The sequence below is a fragment of the Fodinibius sp. SL11 genome (assembly GCF_052060035.1).
Taxonomy (GTDB): Bacteria; Bacteroidota; Rhodothermia; order Balneolales; family Balneolaceae; genus Fodinibius.
On sequence record NZ_JBPOEA010000001.1, the window covers coordinates 642,178 to 662,740 of the forward strand.

22 protein-coding genes are annotated in these 20,563 nt (G+C 39.7%); 16 read left to right on the forward strand and 6 right to left on the reverse strand.

Annotated elements, in window-relative coordinates; translation table 11 throughout:
• Positions 1-35: 35 nt before the first annotated feature.
• Positions 36-1,799, forward strand: a complete 1,764-nt coding sequence (locus ACQ76V_RS02630; protein WP_440998910.1) for an ABC transporter substrate-binding protein — start codon at positions 36-38, stop codon at positions 1,797-1,799.
• Here ACQ76V_RS02630 and mltG read toward each other — a convergent pair.
• Together mltG and ACQ76V_RS02640 are read right to left on the reverse strand one after the other, a co-directional pair.
• On the reverse strand, positions 1,796-2,860 hold the full coding sequence (gene mltG, locus ACQ76V_RS02635) for an endolytic transglycosylase MltG (RefSeq protein ID WP_440998911.1): 1,065 nt from the start codon (positions 2,858-2,860) through the stop codon (positions 1,796-1,798). The genes ACQ76V_RS02630 and mltG overlap by 4 nt on opposite strands.
• Positions 2,861-2,881: 21 nt before the next feature.
• Positions 2,882-3,604, reverse strand: coding sequence for a Bax inhibitor-1/YccA family protein (locus ACQ76V_RS02640; protein ID WP_440998912.1), 723 nt, complete (start codon positions 3,602-3,604; stop codon positions 2,882-2,884).
• A 390-nt stretch (positions 3,605-3,994) separates the two neighbouring features.
• Between ACQ76V_RS02640 and ACQ76V_RS02645 the strand changes: the two genes are divergently transcribed.
• From ACQ76V_RS02645 to ACQ76V_RS02665, 5 genes are all read left to right on the forward strand, one after another.
• Complete coding sequence (locus tag ACQ76V_RS02645; RefSeq protein ID WP_440998913.1) at positions 3,995-4,465, forward strand: RNA polymerase sigma factor; 471 nt, start codon at positions 3,995-3,997, stop codon at positions 4,463-4,465.
• A 4-nt stretch (positions 4,466-4,469) separates the two neighbouring features.
• On the forward strand, positions 4,470-5,753 hold the full coding sequence (locus ACQ76V_RS02650) for an outer membrane beta-barrel protein (protein ID WP_440998914.1): 1,284 nt from the start codon (positions 4,470-4,472) through the stop codon (positions 5,751-5,753).
• 45 nt (positions 5,754-5,798) lie between these two features.
• Positions 5,799-6,290 carry a c-type cytochrome domain-containing protein gene (locus ACQ76V_RS02655; RefSeq protein WP_440998915.1) on the forward strand — a complete coding sequence of 164 codons (492 nt, stop codon included), beginning with the start codon at positions 5,799-5,801 and terminating at the stop codon, positions 6,288-6,290.
• A 117-nt stretch (positions 6,291-6,407) separates the two neighbouring features.
• Positions 6,408-6,878, forward strand: a complete 471-nt coding sequence (locus tag ACQ76V_RS02660; protein ID WP_440998916.1) for a YceI family protein — start codon at positions 6,408-6,410, stop codon at positions 6,876-6,878.
• Between the two features lie 15 nt (positions 6,879-6,893).
• Positions 6,894-7,736, forward strand: a complete 843-nt coding sequence (locus tag ACQ76V_RS02665) for a DUF5777 family beta-barrel protein (protein WP_440998917.1) — start codon at positions 6,894-6,896, stop codon at positions 7,734-7,736.
• A 3-nt stretch (positions 7,737-7,739) separates the two neighbouring features.
• On the opposite strand, the gene ACQ76V_RS02670 is transcribed toward ACQ76V_RS02665, so the two are convergent.
• Both ACQ76V_RS02670 and ACQ76V_RS02675 read right to left on the reverse strand, forming a co-directional pair.
• Positions 7,740-8,084 (reverse strand): TM2 domain-containing protein, encoded by a 345-nt coding sequence (locus ACQ76V_RS02670; protein ID WP_440998918.1) that lies wholly within the window; start codon positions 8,082-8,084, stop codon positions 7,740-7,742.
• Between the two features lie 4 nt (positions 8,085-8,088).
• Positions 8,089-8,397, reverse strand: coding sequence for a DUF2752 domain-containing protein (locus ACQ76V_RS02675; protein ID WP_440999026.1), 309 nt, complete (start codon positions 8,395-8,397; stop codon positions 8,089-8,091).
• Between the two features lie 169 nt (positions 8,398-8,566).
• Between ACQ76V_RS02675 and ACQ76V_RS02680 the strand changes: the two genes are divergently transcribed.
• From ACQ76V_RS02680 to ACQ76V_RS02725, 10 genes are all read left to right on the forward strand, one after another.
• The gene (locus tag ACQ76V_RS02680) at positions 8,567-10,639 is read left to right on the forward strand and encodes a TonB-dependent receptor family protein (protein ID WP_440998919.1); all 2,073 of its coding nucleotides are present in this window, start codon (positions 8,567-8,569) and stop codon (positions 10,637-10,639) included.
• Between the two features lie 94 nt (positions 10,640-10,733).
• Positions 10,734-11,324 (forward strand): hypothetical protein, encoded by a 591-nt coding sequence (locus tag ACQ76V_RS02685; RefSeq protein ID WP_440998920.1) that lies wholly within the window; start codon positions 10,734-10,736, stop codon positions 11,322-11,324.
• Positions 11,325-11,690, forward strand: a complete 366-nt coding sequence (locus ACQ76V_RS02690; protein ID WP_440998921.1) for a hypothetical protein — start codon at positions 11,325-11,327, stop codon at positions 11,688-11,690.
• Positions 11,691-11,901: 211 nt separating this feature from the next.
• Positions 11,902-12,099, forward strand: a complete 198-nt coding sequence (locus ACQ76V_RS02695; protein ID WP_440998922.1) for a hypothetical protein — start codon at positions 11,902-11,904, stop codon at positions 12,097-12,099.
• A 456-nt stretch (positions 12,100-12,555) separates the two neighbouring features.
• Positions 12,556-12,732, forward strand: a complete 177-nt coding sequence (locus ACQ76V_RS02700) for a hypothetical protein (RefSeq protein ID WP_440998923.1) — start codon at positions 12,556-12,558, stop codon at positions 12,730-12,732.
• Positions 12,733-12,983: 251 nt separating this feature from the next.
• Positions 12,984-13,451, forward strand: a complete 468-nt coding sequence (locus ACQ76V_RS02705) for a GNAT family N-acetyltransferase (protein WP_440998924.1) — start codon at positions 12,984-12,986, stop codon at positions 13,449-13,451.
• A gap of 79 nt (positions 13,452-13,530) precedes the next feature.
• Positions 13,531-14,976: a lipase maturation factor family protein gene (locus ACQ76V_RS02710; protein WP_440998925.1), complete on the forward strand. Its 1,446-nt coding sequence runs from the start codon at positions 13,531-13,533 to the stop codon at positions 14,974-14,976.
• 74 nt (positions 14,977-15,050) lie between these two features.
• Complete coding sequence (locus ACQ76V_RS02715; protein ID WP_440998926.1) at positions 15,051-15,506, forward strand: hypothetical protein; 456 nt, start codon at positions 15,051-15,053, stop codon at positions 15,504-15,506.
• A gap of 43 nt (positions 15,507-15,549) precedes the next feature.
• On the forward strand, positions 15,550-16,530 hold the full coding sequence (locus ACQ76V_RS02720; protein WP_440998927.1) for a Gfo/Idh/MocA family protein: 981 nt from the start codon (positions 15,550-15,552) through the stop codon (positions 16,528-16,530).
• A gap of 61 nt (positions 16,531-16,591) precedes the next feature.
• Positions 16,592-17,146 (forward strand): tetratricopeptide repeat protein, encoded by a 555-nt coding sequence (locus tag ACQ76V_RS02725; RefSeq protein WP_440998928.1) that lies wholly within the window; start codon positions 16,592-16,594, stop codon positions 17,144-17,146.
• Positions 17,147-17,148: 2 nt separating this feature from the next.
• Here ACQ76V_RS02725 and ACQ76V_RS02730 read toward each other — a convergent pair whose 3' ends face one another.
• Positions 17,149-19,749: an alpha/beta fold hydrolase gene (locus tag ACQ76V_RS02730; RefSeq protein ID WP_440998929.1), complete on the reverse strand. Its 2,601-nt coding sequence runs from the start codon at positions 19,747-19,749 to the stop codon at positions 17,149-17,151.
• A gap of 36 nt (positions 19,750-19,785) precedes the next feature.
• Positions 19,786-20,562: a lysophospholipid acyltransferase family protein gene (locus ACQ76V_RS02735; RefSeq protein WP_440998930.1), complete on the reverse strand. Its 777-nt coding sequence runs from the start codon at positions 20,560-20,562 to the stop codon at positions 19,786-19,788.
• Between the last annotated feature and the right edge of the window lies 1 nt (position 20,563).

A 20,563-nucleotide genomic window follows, 5' to 3' on the forward strand; every position in this document is an offset into this window, starting at 1 on the left:
ACGACACTGACACCGCTTCTAATAATTTTATCTTTATGAACCTTTCTAACATTAAAAATTTTCCACCTCTATTATTACTCCCCATAGTGTTTTGGGTTTTACAGCCTAACGTTTCTCATGCTCAATCTATAGACTCCGGGATTGAGTATTATCAACAGGGAGATTTTAAAAAGGCAATACAAGTGTTTAATAACATTGAAACTCCCCGATCAAGACTATTTTCAGGGAAATCGTATTATAGTCTTGGTCAATACCTGACAGCCAAGACATACTTAAATCAGGTTTCCAAAGAAGCTGGAAATGAAATTTATATTGAAGCAGAATACACGATGGCCTTGGTCAATTTTCAGCTGGGATTATATGGAGATGCATTAAATCAACTTTACGAACTCCAAAAGCAACCCGTAAAAACGAGAACAGTAACAAGCGGCCAACAGCTTTATAACGAGATATTAGGTTATTTAACACTCAACCAGCGAAAGAGTGCCTTTCAACAAGCCAAAACGCCAGAAATTAAGTTCGACTTGGTCAAAGCAGCGATAGGATCAGTACCACTTGAGGATGCCCGCACCTTGTATTCACAACTGATCCAATCAAAAATTGATACCGCAAGTACAGCCATGCGAAAATTATCCGAAACCATCGCAGATTCTGTCAATTATGCAACACAGCGCAGGTATGGTAACCCCGTTAGTGCTCCCAAAGGCATTGTTTATAATATTGGTGCTGCTCTTCCCTCCCACACCGATTCTGGCTCTGAATTCCAGGTTGCCCGTGGATTGCACTTCGGATATGTTTTAGCAGCAGAAGAATTTAATAAGCAACACTCAGGTAAAAAAGCCTTTGTTAGACATCAGAATACTGCGGCAAATATGGACTCTGCCGGACATGCCATGACTAATTTGGCGTGGAATTATCATGCAGATGTTGTATTGGGTCCTTTATTTTCTGATCCGGCTCGTACGATGGCTGATCTGGCCGAACAGTATCAGATTCCATTGATTGCCCCTTTAGCCAACTCTGACACCCTAAACGTCGACAATCCCTATGTGTACCAGGCCAATCCTACCTTTACCTCTCACGGGCGTAAAATGGCTGAGTATGCTGTTAGAGAAATGGGAATGGACACATTGGCTGTGTTAGCGGAGAAAAATTCTCTGGGTGAAGCTTCAGCCTTTGCTTTTAGGGATAGAGCTGAAAAGCTGGGAGCCAAGGTAACCCATTTCTTTGTCGATGACTTGGAATCAAAAGGATATGACCTTACTCATTATACCAAGTTTTTTACTACCGACAGTGCCAAAATAGACAGTTTGGCAAACTATCACTATATCGATGGAATTTATGCTCCATTTACTGGTCAACCCGCCTCTACTCTTGCTGAATTACTGCTTGTAGATTTAGAAGCCAAAGGCAGTAATATCCCGGTACTGGGCTCCCAGGAATGGGGCAATTTTAACATCCCGGAAATTCAGTTGGAAAATCAGCCTATCTATTTTTCCGAAAGTTACTATATCGATCAAAAAAGTGATCGCGTTGGGCAGTTTAAGAAAACATTTAAACAGCGTTTTAATTCCGAGCCCAGCCGTTTTGCGATGATAGGCTATGATGTGGCCTCATACGTGTTAAAAACCCTGGAGCGTGTAGAAAACCCCGCCTATTTAAAGAATGCTTTGAAAACGCAGCCCATGTACCAAGGAATTATCAGCAACATTAATTTTAAGGGTCAACACATCAATCAAGAAGTAAAAATATTTGAGATGTCTAAAAATGGGATCCGCCCGGTATTAAATCAGAATTAGTTTTCTTTGTGCTCCTTCATGCGCTTGATACGGTACTGCTCTTGGAGCCATTTTCGCCATTGGGCACTTTTTTGTTTGTGTTCTTCAAACGTTTTTGAAAAAGCATGTGCCCCATCAGGAGTAGCAACCATGTATAAATAGTCATGCTCTTCGGGGTAAAGCGCTGCTTTGATGGATCTTAAGTCAGGATTGGTGATGGGACCCGGCGGTAAACCTCGGTAGAGATATGTGTTATAAGGATGATCAACTTGATAATCCTCATACAAAAGTCGTCTTCGTTCTCCCACAGCAAAATTCACGGTGGGATCTGCCTGCAGGCGCATCCCTCTGTTTAACCTATTCCAGTAAAGACCGCTTATCCTACGCTTTTCATCACTATTTCGAGCCTCCCATTCAACAATTGAAGCCAACGTAACAATCTCATCTACCGATCGATTCAATTGCTCAAATTGACGCTGATGAGAATGAACCACAGCTTTGTTAAACTCGTTTATTATTCGCTCAAAAAAAGCTTCTGGGGATATCGTCCAATAAACGGAGTAGGTATTAGGAAATAATCGTCCAACTACATCTTTTTGATCCAGATTTTGCCGTGCGAGGAAAACGGAGTCATCAATGGTTTGATGAAAAGCAAGTGAATCAAACTTAAGTCGATTGGCTACGGTAGAGACAATATCTGCTTTGGATCTACCCGGTAGAATAGTCACCGAAACCGGATCCTGAATCCCCCGAGCCAGTTTTGACAAAAAAGTATCATAACTTAAAGGGTTACTCACCAAATAATGTCCTTTTTGGAATCTTTTCCACCCCAAAATACCGGCTGCCCATTTTAATTCTTCTTTACTCTCAATCAGGGATGAATCTGCCAACAATTGGGATAGGTTATCCAGTCCCGTAGATTTGTCTAAATAAATATGTACAGAATCATCTGCCGAAATAGCTTTTGAATTATGCAAACGAGACCAACGCCCTTCTGCTACAATAAATACGGTTGTAAGCAGTATCAGAATTCCTAAAATAAATTCATCATCAGAAAAAAGTAAAAAACGCTTCTTAATCAAAACAGACAGGGTGTTATCAAATTATCTTCGCTGTAGTTTGGCAAGCAGTCTTAAAATCTCAATATACAGCCAGATAAGAGTAACCATCAAACCAAACGACGTATACCATTCAAAATATTTGGGAGCATTGGCCTCGGCCCCTTTTTCGATCATATCAAAATCCAAGGCAAGATTGAGAGCGGCTACGCCTACAATAATAAGACTAAATCCGATACCCATGAATCCAGAACCGTGGATCAGACTAATATTTATTCCAAAAAAACTTAACACAAAGCTGGCCAGATAGACGAGGAAAATACCACCTGTTGCGGCCACAACGCCCGTTCGAAACTGCTTAGTAACTTCAATCCAGCCGGACCGATATGCCAGTAGCATAGCAGCAAATACACCGAGTGTTAAAAGGATGGCATTATAGACAATACCCGAATAGGCCGCCTCATACATAACCGAGATTCCACCCAGGAATAACCCCTCTAACCCGGCATAAAGAGGAGCTGTAAATGGGGACCACTCTTTTTTGAAGATGGTAGCTAACGCGACAATAAATCCACCGATTGCTCCTCCCCAAATAAGTAGTTGTGCTGGTTGGTACCAGCTAATAGAGGCACCAATCAAAAGAATAAGAAAGAGCATTCCGGTTTTGTTTATAGTTCCGCTCACCGTCATGCTACCTTCTGATGATACGGTGGATCTATCAATATTTTGGAATGTCTTTTCGCTTAGCGTAGGATTTCCGGATCTCATACAAGTGATTCTATTAGATTTATTTTTGCGTACCTAATATACAATCTCGCTGTTAGGAATAACAACATTTCAGGTCAAAAATTTTGCACCTATTACTTGCGTAACAACCTAATCAATTATTCGTAATACTAAGTGGAAGAGCAACAATTTGGAGTTTCTTAGCTCTAAATGCCCTAAAGAAAGAGCTCCCAGCTTTGATCGGCTGGGAGCTTCTATTTGCCCCCCCCAACTATTCTCTCAAATTATTTCATATTTCGAGGCAACCCTTTCTATTAAAGTCTTGTATCATTAAATAGAAGGTATCATAAATCTATTAACGGGATAGGTTCTGTTTTGATCAAAAAGATCATTAAAGGCTGCAGAAAGAGGCAGCGGAAAAGCCAAAAAGAGTTGTATAAAAAGTTTTATGCCTATGGCATGAGCATCACCCTGAGGTATGCCGATTCCAGGGAACAAGCAGCAGAAGTATTAAACGACGCTTTTATGAAGGTTTTTACAAATATTGAAAAATATGATCTTGACCGTCCCTTTAAACCTTGGCTGCGGCAAATAATTGTAAATACAGCTATCAACCAGTATCACAAAAATCAAAAGAAACTCCAGAAGACTGATTTAGAATCAATTAATCATAAGCCTGCCCGAGATCAGGAAGTGCTGAGTGGAATATCTTATGATGAAATTATAGAGATGGTTCAAGAACTTACGCCCGCCTACAGAACGGTTTTTAATCTTTATGTGATTGAAGGGTTTAAGCATAAGGAAATTGCAGACATGCTTAATATTGCAGTTGGCACTTCTAAATCGAATTTGTCTAAAGCCAAAAAAAATCTGCAGTCGATTGTAGAGAAAAATTTTATCTAAGAATATGACTAACCAAGAACATAACGATCCCCTTGAGGAATTCTTTAAAAAGAAGGTTCGGGAATACGATATAGAATATAAGGAAGAGGATTGGCTTCAACTTGAACGCAGGCTTGACGCAGCGCAAGCGAACAATTATCGTCAAAGTTATTGGAAACGTTATTCAGCTGCAGCTGCCGTCATATTACTGCTTTCTATTTTGGCGTATTACACGTATCAACAACAGCAAAGAATTGATCAACTAAATGAACAATTAGTAAAAAGTGAAAAGATCATAAATCCTCAACGTAGTCCTATTGAGATACTGCCGGATGGGCTCTTTGACTTTTCTTTTCCTCACGATCCATCAGAGGTGCAATCCAACGACCAATTTAATCCGGAGCAACGTTCAGGCAATCTTGCTGATAATTCATCCAAAAGGGACAACGAACAAAGTAATCAGGCATCGAATGAAGACTCGGAACAGGAATCCGTCCTTTCCGACCCAAACCAGAAACATATAGCTCTGACTAAATTGCCGGATAGTATCCAACTTTCTGCCAACGATATAGGTCATAATAATGAGACACTTGCATTCAACACTAATAAATTAATTCCAACCAATACCACTGACCGATCAACATCTATCAGTGATGCTCTGGATCCGAAAAATTCTACTCGATTCAACACTCAGAATCAGTTTTCAGGACGGGAAACTCCGCGACTTACGGTTGGGCTAATCGGAGGACCGGACTTGAGTACCGTTGGTGGAATTTCCAATTTCTATGATCCCGGTTATAAAATAGGCTTATCTGTTGAATATAATCTATCCAAAAACCTTGCCCTTTCTGTTGGTGCAATACACTCAAAGGTGCAATATACAGCCAGTGGCAACGATTATAATCCGCCCGAAGAATATTGGTCTTACGGAGAGTTGCCATCCAAAACAGTCGGCAAATGTCTTCTCATTGATATTCCAGTAAGCTTAAAATACAATCTGGTACATTTCGACCATTCAAGAATTTTTGCTACCGGTGGAGTCTCCTCGTACATCATGCTTAATGAAGATTATCGGTTCAATTATAACAGTTACACAACCGGTCAACAGCAACGTTGGCAAGAGCGAACTGGAACCCGCCATTGGATGAGTAACGCTGTGTTCTCTGTGGGTTATGAAATCGACATCAGAAAGCATGTAAGTTTGCGTGTTGAACCATTTATCAAAGTGCCAGTGCGTGAAGTAGGATGGGCGAATGTTAAACTCTATTCAATGGGTTCATTCATATCGGTTAACTATAACATCTTTTAAGTCTATAAACACTTAAATATAAAAGTGCCAAATCGGAGGTAACCAATGAAATATTTAAGATCTTTTTTCATCACTGATGACCAAGATAAAAGCCGGTTGTCAACTAAGTCCCGCTTTTTTATCACAACATGCGTTGGCTTTCTCACTCTTGTACTAGTTTCCTGCGGTGGGGATGGAAACAGTACCGGCCCAGATCCGGATCCCGATCCTGACCCGAACCAAAATCGAAATGTAAGTTTCTCTCAGGATATATCACCCATATTTCAGTCATCTTGTGCAACAAGTGGGTGTCATGATTCCGGTACACAAGAAAGTGGCGTCAATTTGAGTTCTTATGATGATGCTTTGAACAGCGTGGGTAACCAGTATGGAGAGAATGTTATAGATGAGGGGAATCCAAATGAAAGCCCACTGGTTGATAAAATTGAACCAAATCCTCAGATCGGACAACGTATGCCCTACCAACGTGATCCACTACCTCAGGCAGATATTGATTCCATCCGAGCTTGGATAGCAGACGGTGCCCCGGATAATTAATCATATTTAGCAATACACACTAAGCTATCAATGAACAAAAGCAGGCACATACTATTCGGCTTCCTTTTTGTTCTCGTGATTTCTGCAGCCCCCCTATCGGGCTCATCACAGAGCTATATGACCAAATCAGGTCATGTAGAGTTCGACTCATCAGTGCCCTTACACTCTTTTACAGGAGTATCTGACCACCTTGTTGGTAAAATAACAGTGACTGACTCCATTGTAGATTTCTATGTAGACGTCAATACCTTAAAAACCGGTATTGACAAGAGGGATAACGACATGCTGAAAACACTTAAAGCCCAAGAATACCCGTTTGCTGAATTTTATGGCAAGATAGTATCGGATTTTAAGCCCATTGGCGTTCAACCTCAAAAAGTTACGGTAGAAGGTAAATTTTCCGTTCATGGGGTCTCAAAACAGAGGACAATAGCCGGGACACTTAAAAAAGTAAAAGAAGGAATACACGTTGAGGCGTCATGGACGCTCAATATGACAGACTACAATATTAAACCTCCCGGGATTTTATTTTACCGCGTGAGTGAAAGAATTGACATTTCCATTTCTGCCACCTTAACTCCCAATTAATTTTTTGGAAAAGCTATGAGAGATCAACTAAAATATTATTTGATACCTGTAATTTTACTCCTCTTTTCGATGCCGAGCATAGCTCAAATGGAAAGAGAAAAAGCAAATATTGTGGAACCGGTAGAAACATTCTGGACTCCTACCCTAATTTCTCAAGCCACAACAGAACATTTGTCAGTTGGGAATCTAAACGTTACTATCATGCACAGTTTTGGAATAGCAACAACTAATCCTATCCAGAATTTCTTTGGGTTAGACAATGTCCAAAATGTGCGCTTGGGACTCGATTACGGAATTACGGATAAATGGACAGCAGGAATTGGGCGTTCTTCACTGTTTAATGTCGTTGATTTTCGTACTAAATATGCCATTTTGCAACAAAACACCAGTGGTTCAAAACCTATTAGTATATCGCTAAAAGCCGATTTAGGTATCGTAACACAACAAAACAGGCAACCATTTAAGAATGATTTAAGTACGTTGACATCGGCTATTATATCCAAAAAAGTTAATGAACAAATTAGATTACAGCTATCTCCAATGTACGGATACTTCAGTTCCGTAAGCGCGGGTAATCAAACTCATTTGTTTTCAATTGGTATGGGATCCCAAATTAATATATCGGATAGATTTGCCTTAATGGCAGAATACTATCCCATTATTGGAGAGAGAAATCCAGACACCAAAAATACGTTTTCTTTGGGGTTAAATATCCAAACCGGTGGACACGTATTTCAGTTGTTTTTCGCCTCCACCCGATGGCATCTGGAACAGTATGCCATGGCTCAGAATCGTGAGGAATTTTGGGCCGGTGATTTTCGCTTCGGATTTAATGTAAACCGAATATTCGGCTTATAATTACTATTCAATCAATGAAACAGCTTCCCGGGCAACATCCCTGTTATATTCAAAAGCCAAGTTTTTATAGTTAATAACATCTACTATTGTCCCGATAAAACAGAGTCCCGCAGTAAACAGATATAATAATCCCATTCCCAATTGTCCAACGAGAAATCTATGGACTCCCGCTACTCCAAAAAAACCAATGAGGGCCGTTAGTAATACAGTTTGCGGGTCTTGTCTTCGTGCCCTGTAAACCCGAGTAAAACGATCAGCTGATTTTTCATCCATGGATTCCATCACCTTTGAGATATAAGCCGCCTCGTCTCCCTCAAGTTCAGGTAAATAATCTATTACATTAGCCATGATATTATTTAATTTTGTTATGATTGAAATGGTTTTGAGAGAACAAATACAAAATTCTCCCCGACAAAACAATCAAGGCAAAAGGCCCTAATATATTTGCTTCCAAAGCATTATTAAATTCTCCTCGAAAAATATAAGATACTGAATGACCTAACCCATCTCCTGGACAATATGGGAAGTTTAGATTTTCCAATAAGCATAAACCTGGTCCGCTCGCCGTATCAGGATCCATTAAAGCCAGCAACAGAAGTCCTACGCTAAAAGCAGCCAGTTCAAAATAATTTCGGTATAAGTATACTACAATATCTTTCATCACATTAGAAGTACGACCCTTACCAGTTGAAGTTACAATAAACAAGTAAATAAAAGTTAAAAGTGTAAGAAATTTTTATTTCATTGGAACTGAAAATCAGGAATTACTATCTATCCTGCTTTGTTAACAGGCCTTAATTATCCGAAGATTTAAATCTCTACAAAAAAGCATGTCCAATCAAAACCAAAAGAACTGTTTTTGTTTTCATCTTGTGAATGCTTTTACACGTTATCTGCTTTCATGTATTATTTTACTCACTTTATTTACAATTCCTATTCATGCCCAAGATACTAATGACAGTTTAACAGTCAATCTCCAGCCAATTGAAGTAACAGCGATGCATTCGGTCGTCAGCTCATCGGATGCGCCCGTAGCCCTGAGTACGATCTCCAGAGATTTAGATGAGATTAATAGCAGTGCTACCCTCTCACTTGAAAATATAACCCGCCAAATGCCAGGCATCTGGGTCAACGATCGGCAAAATCATGCATTGGGAGAACGCCTTACAATACGAGGCGTTGGCTGGCGTGCCGCTTTTGGAGTCCGTGGCGTTCAGGTTGTGCTAAACGACATTCCCATCACTGTGGCCGATGGACAAACCATGCTTAATATCGTAGATCCTGCTTTCATTCGCCGAGCCGAGCTATTAAGAGGTCCTGCCGCGACCTATTGGGGTAATAGCAGCGGTGGTGTATTGTACCTTTCTACTAAGCCCGGCTCCGACGATCAAAATAATGTTCGGTTAAAAACAATGGGGGGCTCCTTTGGAACACAAAAAATTGAAGGGGAGTTTTCTGTTCGAAATTCAAAACACCAAATGACGGGCTATACCAGTTATTTAAATACGGATGGATATCGGGATTACAGTGCCGCTCAGGTATTCCGATCAGGAGTTACAGGTGCTGTAAATCTTACTTCCAAAAGTCGACTAAAATATCAGACATCCATCATAAACATGCCTAAAGCCCAACACCCAAGTGCTCTAACCGAACAAGATGCCGAAAACAACCCCACTAAAGCGGTATCTTCCTTTGTAGATGCCGGAGCCGGCAAACAACTAACGCAGCAGCAAGCGGGATTATCTTATATGCTTGATACGGGAGCAGGTACGATAGATATTACTGGCTATGGTATTTATCGCGATTTAAATAACCCTCTACCCTTTGGAATTATTACCGTTAATCGTTCTGCCGGTGGATTTCGAACTACCTTCGATAAAGACTGGGAACAGCTTAAAATGAAAATAGGAGTCGAAACGAAGTTCCAAATTGACGATCGTGAAGAGTTTGAAAATACCGGAGATGCTAAACGAGGGGCAACAACTGTTGATCAAGTGGAAAAAGTGTGGAACCAGGCAATCTTTTCAACGGCGACCTACTCAATGGATAAGTTCAACATTCTTGGGGGACTTCGCTTTGACAGAATCAATTTTAGTACAGATGCCAATACTGCATCACAATCCGGTAATCGTACCTTCCAATCTGTGAGCCCAAGCCTTGGAATCAATTACCGACCGGGCAACCAAAATATATTTGCGAATCTTAGCACCTCATTCGAAGCTCCAACAACAACCGAACTGGTTAACAGACCCGGCGGCGGCAACGGCTTTAATCCCAACTTAAAACCTGAACATACTACTGGTTTGGAAACAGGGATTAGAGGACGCATTGAATCCAGCGCTCTTACTTACGATCTTACATTCTATAGACTTTGGATTGATGATTTACTCTTTCCATATCAACTTGAAACAGACGGGCCTACCTATTATCAAAACCAGGGCAAAACCCGCCATACCGGGCTGGAAGTACAGCTCAGATGGCAAATGCGTCAAGATTTAAGAATTTCTACTACAACAACCCTAACCAATGCAACATTTAAAGAAGTACGACCCGATTCACTTGAAGGCAACGAAGTGCCGGGCATTGCTCCCTTCCGGCTCAACAGTAATTTACGCTGGACCCCCGGGAACTTTCTACTTTCGCTCACCTATAAGCATGTAAGTAGTTATATGGCTGATAATCAAAATACGGCGGAAAATGAAGCCTATAATGTGTTTGATGCCTCGTTTAGCTTAAAAAGGCTTATAAACACGAAAGGTGTTGAGGTCCAGCCGTTTATTGATGTTAATAACCTCTTTGACACGCGATACAATGGATCAGTAACCGTTAACGCTTATGGAGGCCGATATTTTGAGCCGGCCCCAGGCAGAAGCTGGCAGGCAGGTATTTCAGTAAACTTTTAAAAAGGCCTAACCTACATAAATCCATTCTAACTTGTAACAAATAGCATTTATGCTATCTTGATTATACAAACATGATAGTAAACGGGATCCTATTATGATTAAACATTTTCTTTTTGTCGTTTTATTGATTGGCGGTGTCTATTACTACTGGACCACGCGTCCCGTAGAGCACGGACCCGGAGAAGTAGCCCCTGAAACCCCTGTTCAGGAAGCCACCTATAATGCTGATAAATTCCATTACAAGACGTTTGAAATTACGCCCAAAGCTAATATTGACCTCGAGGCACGAGTACTCTCCATCAAAAATTACTATTTCGACGATTACTCGGAGCTCGTGCCAACCGATATAGTTGTGGGTTGGGGACCAATGTCTGATGAGCGTAATCTAAGCTCGTTAATGGTTCGTCAGTCCGATCGCTCTTTTTATTACGAAATGGCAAAGCCCCCTATTGAGAAAAATGCCATGTGGAGAAACGCCTCAAATATGCATCTTATTGGCTCCACCAAAAAAATACGAGATAAGATAAACTCCCTGAGACAGGGTCATATTATTCGTATCGAAGGGTATTTGGTGAATGCTACTTCAACCAACGAAAATTGGACACTTAAAAACTCCTTAAATAGAGATGATATCGGCAAAAACTCCAGCGAATTAGTTTGGATAAAAAGCCTTACTATTCGTTAATTGGATGCAATAAAATTATATCCAATTAGAAAAATTTTTATGTCTTGGCTTAAAGATGTTGTTGTTGATATCCTGGCAACGAGTGTCATTATCGCTACTGTTCTTACTTCAAATATATTCTTAAACGGTCTTGTTTGGGGATATACGGGATTGTTGCTTTTTGTTAAACTCTTGGTCTATTTTGGGGATGGTTTTAGGAATATGATGAATAAAGCTAAAACTTCTGCCCCTGATTGGTTTACTCATCTTCTCTATGCAACTAATACAGCCGTACTTTTTTATTTTCAATGGTGGTATGCTGGAGCCGGATGGGGTATTATTTGGCTTATTTCTTACCTGACGCAAAAAAAGATAGATCAAAAATGACTTATCCATAAATCAGTGGAAAGGTTTACTGACGGTTATTTCTCTTTTGATAGATTGCATCAAATTAAAAAAAGAAAAACGATTCGAAGCATTATTAAAGGATTGCCTTAATCACTTTAATTTGGATAAATAAGATACTGCCTTATTGATTTAAAAAAATTATGTTATGTTTTGAGTTGAATTAAATTCTTGCATTAAACTCTTGTTTTCTATGGAAAAAATGGATCGACTTCGCGATGCGATTACAGATTACATTAACGATAATGGAGTGGAATATCAGCGGCTACTTCTATCAAGAACTTTCTATACAAAATTGAAAAAAGAAGCAGATGATCACGATGTCCCTATCGATCTTCCAAATATGGAAATAAAAGACAACGTGGAATACGATTTTAAGCTTCTCCCCTGATCTGCTTTTTATTCGGAACACCCGGAGCTTAAGAGCATATAAAAGCTAAAAAAGTATATGTTCTGGATCGGTTCAGGTGCCCTTGCAATCATCTTTTTTAGCTTTCGAGCTTATTCCAACAACCGGAAAGATTACCAAAGTAGAATAATTCGTGATCAGTACTCACGATTGTATTTTTATCTGTTGCAAGGAATAAATGTTGTGCTCATTATTTCAGGGCTCCTATTCTTAATGCTTGCAATCGTAAGTCATGTAAATGGATTTGAGCTAATATTTTCATCGGAATACGATTATCATCTAAAATTAAATAGCGGTTAGTCATTTCACCTGCTATTTTTGTATTTTAAGTCCAATAATACCCGCGAGTACGCGTTGTATTTTTGTAAATAGTGAATAGAATCATTATTTATGTACGGAATAATTTTAAGTTTAAATAAATAAAGGTAGATATACTCTATGCCACGATGTGAATTGTACCAAGACGCCAAAGGCGAATGGAGATGGAGACGAACAGCCAAAAATGGTGATATTGAAGCCTACTCAGATGGCGGATTTGAAGATAAAGAAGAAGCAAAGAAAGACGGAAAAGAGAACGGAAATTGCACAAGTTATACACGAAGCAATTCCTATTAATTCCTTTTTGACGACTATTAAAGCTGCTCTCCAGCTAAGGTGGGCAGCTTTTTTTATTGGTAAGTTATTTAGTACTATCCACTTACCGGCAAAAGGACATTTAGCAACTACTGTAGGAATTATTTTATTAATTAAGTAGTTATTTTTACTATACTTAACGTAATAATTTTTAAAGCTACATTACCCATTTGCGAAACCCGGATGTCAATAATCGGGGCTAACCCATTGCATTAAACTCCCTATCTATATCTATGGAAATTCGACTCTACCAACAAGGCGACATTAAACAGGTTGCCCAACTTCTTGGTGATTCTGTAAGTATTTTAAACGCCCAAGGTTTTTCAGAAACAGAAATGCATTCATTTGCACCCGACAATATTCATTTCAAAGACTGGGAACAAACGTGCATGTCAAAATTTACTGTTGTAGCAGAAAGTAACAACAGAATTACCGGCATTGGCCAAATCGACCGTAGTGGACATATCAGCTGTTTTTATTGTCATCCCGACTATCGTGGACAAGGAATAGGCAAACAACTATATAAAGCTCTGGAAGAGTATGCAGCGGCTAAGAATATAACCACCATCCATACCGAAACCAGTGCCCTTGACCGACCATTCTATTTCAAAATGGGCTTTTCTACTGTTCAAAAACAAAAGATACTATTGCAGGGCGAAATTCAATCAAACTTTGTAATAGAAAAACAAGTACCGGCTTGACATAAAAAAGGGACATCAATATTTATTATTTATATTCCTTGGTCATAATATTTTAAGCTATTTCAATGAAGCTTTTGTTATGACTGAAGGGTTATATCAATCGAAATATTGGCTAAGCATCCTCATAATACAACGAGGGGTGGGATTCGTTTATATTAACGCATTCCTGGTTGCCATCAATCAATTCAGACCACTGTTGGGAGAAAACGGGCTGATGCCTGTGCCTCGCTTTTTAGAGCGTATATCTTTTAAACAGTCCCCAAGCATTTTCCACTGGCATTTCTCTGACCACTTTTTCGGTATTATTGCCTGGAGCGGATTCACTCTTGCCTTACTTGCTACATCGGGCATTTCTGATATAGGTCCCCTTTGGCTTTCAATGCTGATCTGGTTCTTGCTATGGGTTTTATATCTCTCCATTGTAAATGTGGGGCAACTTTTTTATGGCTTCGGGTGGGAGTCGCTGTTGTTAGAAGCCGGATTTTATAGCATCTTTTTGGGTCCCCTCCACTATGAATATTCAATAATTATGATATTCATCCTTCGGTGGTTGGTCTTCAGGGTCGAGTTTGGAGCCGGCCTCATAAAGATGCGCGGGGACAAGTGCTGGCGAAAGCTCACCTGCCTTAACTATCATCACGAAACACAGCCTATGCCTAATCCATTGAGTAGATTCTTTCACCTGCTCCCTAAAAATCTGCACAAGATTGAAACGCTCTTTAATCATATTGTTCAACTGGGTGCCGTCTGGTTACTTTTTTTACCTCAACCTTTTGCCACGATCGGGGCATCGCTAATCATACTGTCTCAATTTTATCTGATTATAAGTGGAAATTATGCATGGTTAAACTGGTTGACGCTACTATTGGCATTTAGTGGTATCAGTAACCGGTATCTGGAATATATAATCCCTTTATCACCGCCAACAACACTCCTATCCAGTTCGCTGGTATGGATAACTTCTGTCATACTCGGACTCAGTGTAGCCTATTTAAGTATTGATCCCATTAAAAATATGATCTCTTCACAACAGCGTATGAATGCAAGCTTTAATCCGTTACATCTGGTCAACACCTATGGTGCGTTTGGATCCGTAACACGAAGTCGTTACGAGATTGTTATTGAAGGAACAAATGAACAGAATATCGATTCTGATACCGTTTGGAAAGAATATGAGTTCAAAGGAAAACCCGGTAATCCTCGAAAAGAACCAATGCAATGGGCTCCCTATCACCTGCGACTTGATTGGCAAATGTGGTTTGCTGCAATGACTTCACCGCGATCCAACGGGTGGCTTTTGAAATTTGTTTATAAACTATTAACAGATCATAAACAGACCCTGAAACTCATATCAAAAAATCCCTTTAACTATAAAGCTCCTGAATATATACGGGCATGCCTTTTTAAATATAAATTCACCACGTGGGAGGAATATAAAGAAACCGGTAACTGGTGGAAAAGAAGTTTTGAAAAAATATATATTCCACCCCAATCAAAAAAGGATTTAGAACATGTGACAAATTAGTAGTAACTAAGGAATCATAAATTCTTCATCTTATTATTGGTATCGCTTAATCATTTTTAATCAACTAAAATACTATGTTTTTCCTAAAATCTGGTGAACTTCAAAATCATATTAACTCCATTATTCACAAAGAAACCCAGCAGCACGAAACACACTTTGACTTAACTGTATCTACTGTCCATAAATATGCCAAAGCTGGGTCCCTTGATTTCGGAGGAAGTGAATTCAAGCCAGCAGAAAAAGAATTGATTAAACCTCAAAAGAATCAAGGTGATGATTACGGTTGGTGGAACCTGCCACAAGGGCACTATCAGGCAACCATGAACGAAACCATAAAAGAAGTTGAAGATACCATAGCTTTTATAGGACTCCATTCACATGCCCGTGAGGCTGGTATTATCTCTAATGCATCCATGCTTTCAAATCAACAAGATGAAAATGCCATTACTCTAAATTTCTTTGCCCCTGATCCGGGTTGTAACATTAAAGAAAATGCACGTTTTGCGGTCTTATATTTGTTGGCCAGCTAATATTTTGAGATACTAAGGTCAATTTTTAATACAACAATTATTAATGGACAAGATCACTTGGGGCATTCTTAGCACAGCTAAGATAGGTATTGAAAAAGTTATTCCAGCGATGCAAAAGGCAGATAATTGTACCGTACAGGCAATAGCCTCCCGATCAAAGGAAAAAGCAAACCAAGCAGCGAAAGATCTCAATATTTCCAAAGCATTCGGTTCATACCAAGAACTATTAGCGGATGAATCAATTGATGCTATTTATAATCCCCTGCCAAACCACCTGCATGTCCCAAAAACAGAAGAGGCGCTGGCGGCCGGCAAGCATGTGCTGTGCGAAAAGCCCATAGCGCTTAATAAGTTAGAAACACAAAAACTATTGAAAGCGGCTGAAAAGTATCCAAGTCTAAAAGTCATGGAAGCATTTATGTACCGCTTTCATCCACAGTGGAAAAAAGCTAAGTCGCTTGTTAGCAATGGAGAAATAGGTCCCCTTAAAACAGTAAATTCCTTTTTCTCCTATTACAACAATGATCCCAATGATATCCGGAATAAACCTGATATGGGGGGAGGCGGACTTATGGATATCGGATGCTATTGCATTTCATTGTCACGTTTTCTTTTTGATGAAGAGCCATCTGATATATCTGGATATTGGAAAATCGATTCTGATTTCAACACAGATTATCTGGCATCCGGAACGCTTAAATTTAGTTCCGGCACCGCCACCTTTACCTGTGCTACCCAAACTGAACCACATCAACAAGTAACCATTGTGGGTACAGACGGGCGAATTGTTATTCATATACCTTTCAACGCTCCACCGGAACAAACCACACGTATTTGGCTATTTAAAGGTGGGGAAAAGCAAGAAATTAGCTTTCCTCCGGTAAACCAGTATACCTTACAAGCCGAAGCATTTGCTAAGGCTATAATAAATAATAGCAGCGTACCAACGCCACTTTCAGACGCGGTAAAAAACATGGCTTGCATTGATTCCTTTCGAGAAAGTGCGACAAGTTCATCAAATTAGACTTTAATCCACTGGCAAAATTACTATTTTAAACTTTTAAACGAGTATTTTCTTACGATTTATGGGTCAGAAGACAGAAAAAATTTATGAGCGGGCAAAAGAAAATTTTGATAACGAAAACCACGAACATGCCCTACGCCTATTTAATGAGGTTCTAAACAGAGAGCCGGGCCACCCTGAGGCTCTTCGAAATAAAGCCCTCATTAAAGTGATGAATGAGGATGACAAAGAAGCGGAGAAGTTTCTATTGTTTGCAATAGATCAACAGCCCGAGGATGATCAGCTTTTGCAACTGCTGGGAACCTTATATCACAACAATGGAAAACCTCAAAAAGCGTTGGCGCAATTTAAAAAAGCCATTAATCTTAATGATGAAAATGCCATTGCTCAAAATGGAGCTGCTATGGTATATGCTCATGTATTAGGAGAACACGAACAAGCCATTATTCACTTTACAAAAGCTCTTGAACATGATCCGAAAAATGTGGAGCTATTATTTAATCGTGGATGTAGTTATATGATATCCGATCAAATGGAGAAAGCAGAACAAGATTTAACCCGGGCAGCCAACTTTGATCATGAAAGAGCAAAAGAGATGTTACATAAGTATTTCTGACCTCATTGGTCTTTAGCCTTCGTTATTTGATTAAATACCCGTTTGAGAAACGGTAATATTGAGGACACTACTACTCCTTTTTTTCTTAGTTGATGTCCGATTTCGAAGGCGATTTTCCACTGTTTCATTAAGATATTCTGGCCTTCAATGAAGGAGAAGCTTTCATCATAAATATTTGTTGACTCTGAAGTTACTCCATTCACTTCAACAATCTTCAATCCTGCTCCTTGTTTAAGTTGCTCATAATTGGGCACTTTAATGTCAAACCTGCCAAAATAAAATCCATCTGCTGATTCAACTATTTCATTCATTCTATTGGTCAATGCGTCAGTAATCAGCTCTTGGCCGTCGAAAAACAGTGCCCCACGGGCATGGGTACCCACATCAATTAATGTAAGCTTTTCGCCCTCCTCGGGAATATCAAATAAATGATCTCTATTATTTTCAAGATATTCTTTCGCCATATTTACGGCCACATCATCTGACAAGATAAGCTCTTGTACAGTTTTTTGACCATCACCAACTACTTGTGGTAACTCCTTTCGGGTGATGGAAAAAACATGTCCCTGTTCTTCCTGGGGTTTTTGATAATAGAATATTCCTACTTCACAACCCTCTAAAAACTCTTGTACAATAATATCATCTGTGCAATCGGAAAGGTAATCCTGCAATGCATATCTATCTTTGATCACCTTTACTCCCTTTCCCCTTTCTCCAACATCTGGTTTTAATACCAACGGGAAATCAAGATTATTTTCTTTTATAAATTGATCTGCATCATACAACATATTTTTAAACTCCTCATCAAAAGGAATCTTCATAAAAACCGCCACTGCTGAAGAGTCTTTAAATAAATCCAAAATCGCACTTTTTGATTCTCCAACAAATCCACCGTCAACAATAGCAGGATTAGCGGCCGTAAATAACACCATACAACGATATTTGATCCCTAAATATATAATATACAGCGTTACCGGAGTATAGATTATTAAAGGCCACCAGTATTGCCACTGAGTTAGCTTCCGATATCGAGACACTAATAGTCGCCGTCCTTTGTATCTAAAGGCAGGAATAACCAATTTCACAAATAGAATAATAAATAGGATAGCCCCCAGGAATACCCATAGAGCATAATCCTGGTAGACCGTAAAATAGCGGAGCAACTCGTTTCCAAGCACTTTAGAGATGCCCACAAGCATAGGCGTCCAAACAATTCCTGCAAGAATAAAGTAAAACACAAACATCCAAAAACCGGCCCTGATAACCCCCGCACTAAAATAGGTTGGCATTCTACTACCCGGTAAAAATCGGGTAGCTATGATAATGGCCGGACCTTTAACCTTAAACCATTGCGCACTTTTCTCGAGGTCTTTTTCTGATATAATCCATTTTAACGGCGCCCTTTTAATAGCCGGCCGTCCCAACCATCTGCCTGCCAGGTACAGTCCAACATCACCAATAAAAATACCAAGAAAGCAAGCTAAGGTTGCAGGCCAGAATCCGATAAGTCCTCGGGCCACCAGCAAACCCGCACCAATACAGGTTAAATCTTCACTTATCAATGTACCCAAAATGATAATAAACATGATGATCAGAAGCGAAACCCCTTCAAATTTTGCGAACTCAACATTGGAGAATGATTTTTGGGCTTCTTCGATACGCTCCTGTGTTGCATTTGCTGCTGTAACAGCCGATCCTTGTTCTACTTCGTTTATAAATGAGATGATTGCCCGACTAACCGAATCGCTATGTGTTTCAATAAGATCATGATCGGCATCAAATAGTTGCAGCTTACTTTGTGGAACAATTCGATAATGTTCCTTAGCTGCTGCCAGAGGCACCAATGGATCATCTCTGCCATGCAATACCAGCATAGGTTTTTTAAACTCCTTTAAATAAGATCTAATGGGTCTTTGATCCGATTCGTAATGCCTTTTTGCATAAGAAACATCAAGTTCAATGGCGTCAAAAAGACCAAAATGTGGAATGGCGTTATATAAGAGCCATACTGCCCCCAGTTGCATGCCATGCACGGCGTGATTTAAGCGATAGCTTCCTAACAACTCCAGTTCTTGAACACCTACTGATGCTATAAGTCCAATCGAAGCTATTTTTTGAGGATGATCATGGGCCAAATGGATCGCACTGGGACCTCCCAAACCAAAGCCGAATACATGGGCATGAGTAACATTAAGCGTATCTAAAAACTGAGCAGTATATACAGATGACGTTTCAAACGAATAGCTTGGTAAATCATCATTTTTGCCTCCATATCCCGGTAAACGTGGGATTAAAATCCGCATTCGGGATGACAAATCAGAAACGATCTCTTGAAATACCTCAGGACCTTCAGGCCCGCCGGGAACCAGCAATAGAACGGGCGGATTCTCTTCTGATCCGCTATAAATATCCTGATAACCAATGGTCACTTTTTGATCAGACAGAGACTGATCAGTATTAACTACACTGAGCTGTACGGTATTCTCAGGATTTTCTTGATCCGGTAATGAATTCTGAAAAAAACTTATTACAAGGTGAGATGCTGCCAGAGCAACGAGATAAATAAGTACGTATCTTTTCCACCCTTTTATGCTCTTCAACATCTAATTGAAATATGAATTATGTCTCTGAACTTAATCCTAAGAATTCACAATCGGAATAAAGGATTGCGAAACCTCTTTGTGTAACTGTTTTGCCAGTTTCTTTCTGTTATCTCCAACATGTTTTGGGCCAAACCTTACCGTAACATCAACCTGTTTTATCTTTAAAAGCTCCCAAAAATGAGGGAAGAAAGCCATGTCCCCCCACCAGCAAACATGCGACCATGCAGGACGGTCATCATCATTCGACCGATATGAAATAGCTGCACAATTTACCGGCATTTCGTTTTCCGCCGGATAGTTTAACAAAGAGGAGTTAAAAGGCAAAACCCTTTCCCCTTTCGAACTTGTGCCTTCGGGAAATAAAATAATCCCTTGAGAACTTGATATAGTCTCTGCTATTTGGTTGTTCATTCGTCGAACATCAGTCTGCAGTTCCCGGTTAATAAAAAGCACCCCCAAAGTTCGGGTCCCCCATCCGAAAAAAGGCCATGATTGCACTTCATTTTTGGCAATAAATGTGCCATCTAAAAAATACCAAAGTGGAATAATATCAATATAGCTTAAGTGATTGGATACCAGAAAAAAGGGAGGCTTGGGAGGAGACCCTTCCAAAGTAATATTGAGACCCAGAATGTTAGCTGTTAACGAAGCCCAAATAGTAATTACATGATTTTTCCATTTGGTTGCCATAAAAGGCTTTATAAAGCGCAGCAGTATATTACCCACGGCAACGAACATTACAGTACAGAAAGAAAGCAGAAAGAAAAAGATGAGACGAGCAGTCGCCCTTAAATTATCAACTGTATTCTTCATA

Coding starts and splice junctions, on each gene's coding strand:
- ACQ76V_RS02630 (WP_440998910.1), top strand. CDS start 36: ATGAACCTTTCTAACATTAAAAATTTTCCACCTCTATTATTACTCCCC.
- ACQ76V_RS02640 (WP_440998912.1), bottom strand. CDS start 3,604: ATGAGATCCGGAAATCCTACGCTAAGCGAAAAGACATTCCAAAATATT.
- ACQ76V_RS02650 (WP_440998914.1), top strand. CDS start 4,470: ATGACTAACCAAGAACATAACGATCCCCTTGAGGAATTCTTTAAAAAG.
- ACQ76V_RS02655 (WP_440998915.1), top strand. CDS start 5,799: ATGAAATATTTAAGATCTTTTTTCATCACTGATGACCAAGATAAAAGC.
- ACQ76V_RS02660 (WP_440998916.1), top strand. CDS start 6,408: ATGACCAAATCAGGTCATGTAGAGTTCGACTCATCAGTGCCCTTACAC.
- ACQ76V_RS02665 (WP_440998917.1), top strand. CDS start 6,894: ATGAGAGATCAACTAAAATATTATTTGATACCTGTAATTTTACTCCTC.
- ACQ76V_RS02670 (WP_440998918.1), bottom strand. CDS start 8,084: ATGGCTAATGTAATAGATTATTTACCTGAACTTGAGGGAGACGAGGCG.
- ACQ76V_RS02675 (WP_440999026.1), bottom strand. CDS start 8,397: ATGAAAGATATTGTAGTATACTTATACCGAAATTATTTTGAACTGGCT.
- ACQ76V_RS02680 (WP_440998919.1), top strand. CDS start 8,567: ATGTCCAATCAAAACCAAAAGAACTGTTTTTGTTTTCATCTTGTGAAT.
- ACQ76V_RS02685 (WP_440998920.1), top strand. CDS start 10,734: ATGATTAAACATTTTCTTTTTGTCGTTTTATTGATTGGCGGTGTCTAT.
- ACQ76V_RS02695 (WP_440998922.1), top strand. CDS start 11,902: ATGGAAAAAATGGATCGACTTCGCGATGCGATTACAGATTACATTAAC.
- ACQ76V_RS02700 (WP_440998923.1), top strand. CDS start 12,556: ATGCCACGATGTGAATTGTACCAAGACGCCAAAGGCGAATGGAGATGG.
- ACQ76V_RS02705 (WP_440998924.1), top strand. CDS start 12,984: ATGGAAATTCGACTCTACCAACAAGGCGACATTAAACAGGTTGCCCAA.
- ACQ76V_RS02710 (WP_440998925.1), top strand. CDS start 13,531: ATGACTGAAGGGTTATATCAATCGAAATATTGGCTAAGCATCCTCATA.
- ACQ76V_RS02715 (WP_440998926.1), top strand. CDS start 15,051: ATGTTTTTCCTAAAATCTGGTGAACTTCAAAATCATATTAACTCCATT.
- ACQ76V_RS02720 (WP_440998927.1), top strand. CDS start 15,550: ATGGACAAGATCACTTGGGGCATTCTTAGCACAGCTAAGATAGGTATT.
- ACQ76V_RS02725 (WP_440998928.1), top strand. CDS start 16,592: ATGGGTCAGAAGACAGAAAAAATTTATGAGCGGGCAAAAGAAAATTTT.
- ACQ76V_RS02730 (WP_440998929.1), bottom strand. CDS start 19,749: ATGTTGAAGAGCATAAAAGGGTGGAAAAGATACGTACTTATTTATCTC.
- ACQ76V_RS02735 (WP_440998930.1), bottom strand. CDS start 20,562: ATGAAGAATACAGTTGATAATTTAAGGGCGACTGCTCGTCTCATCTTT.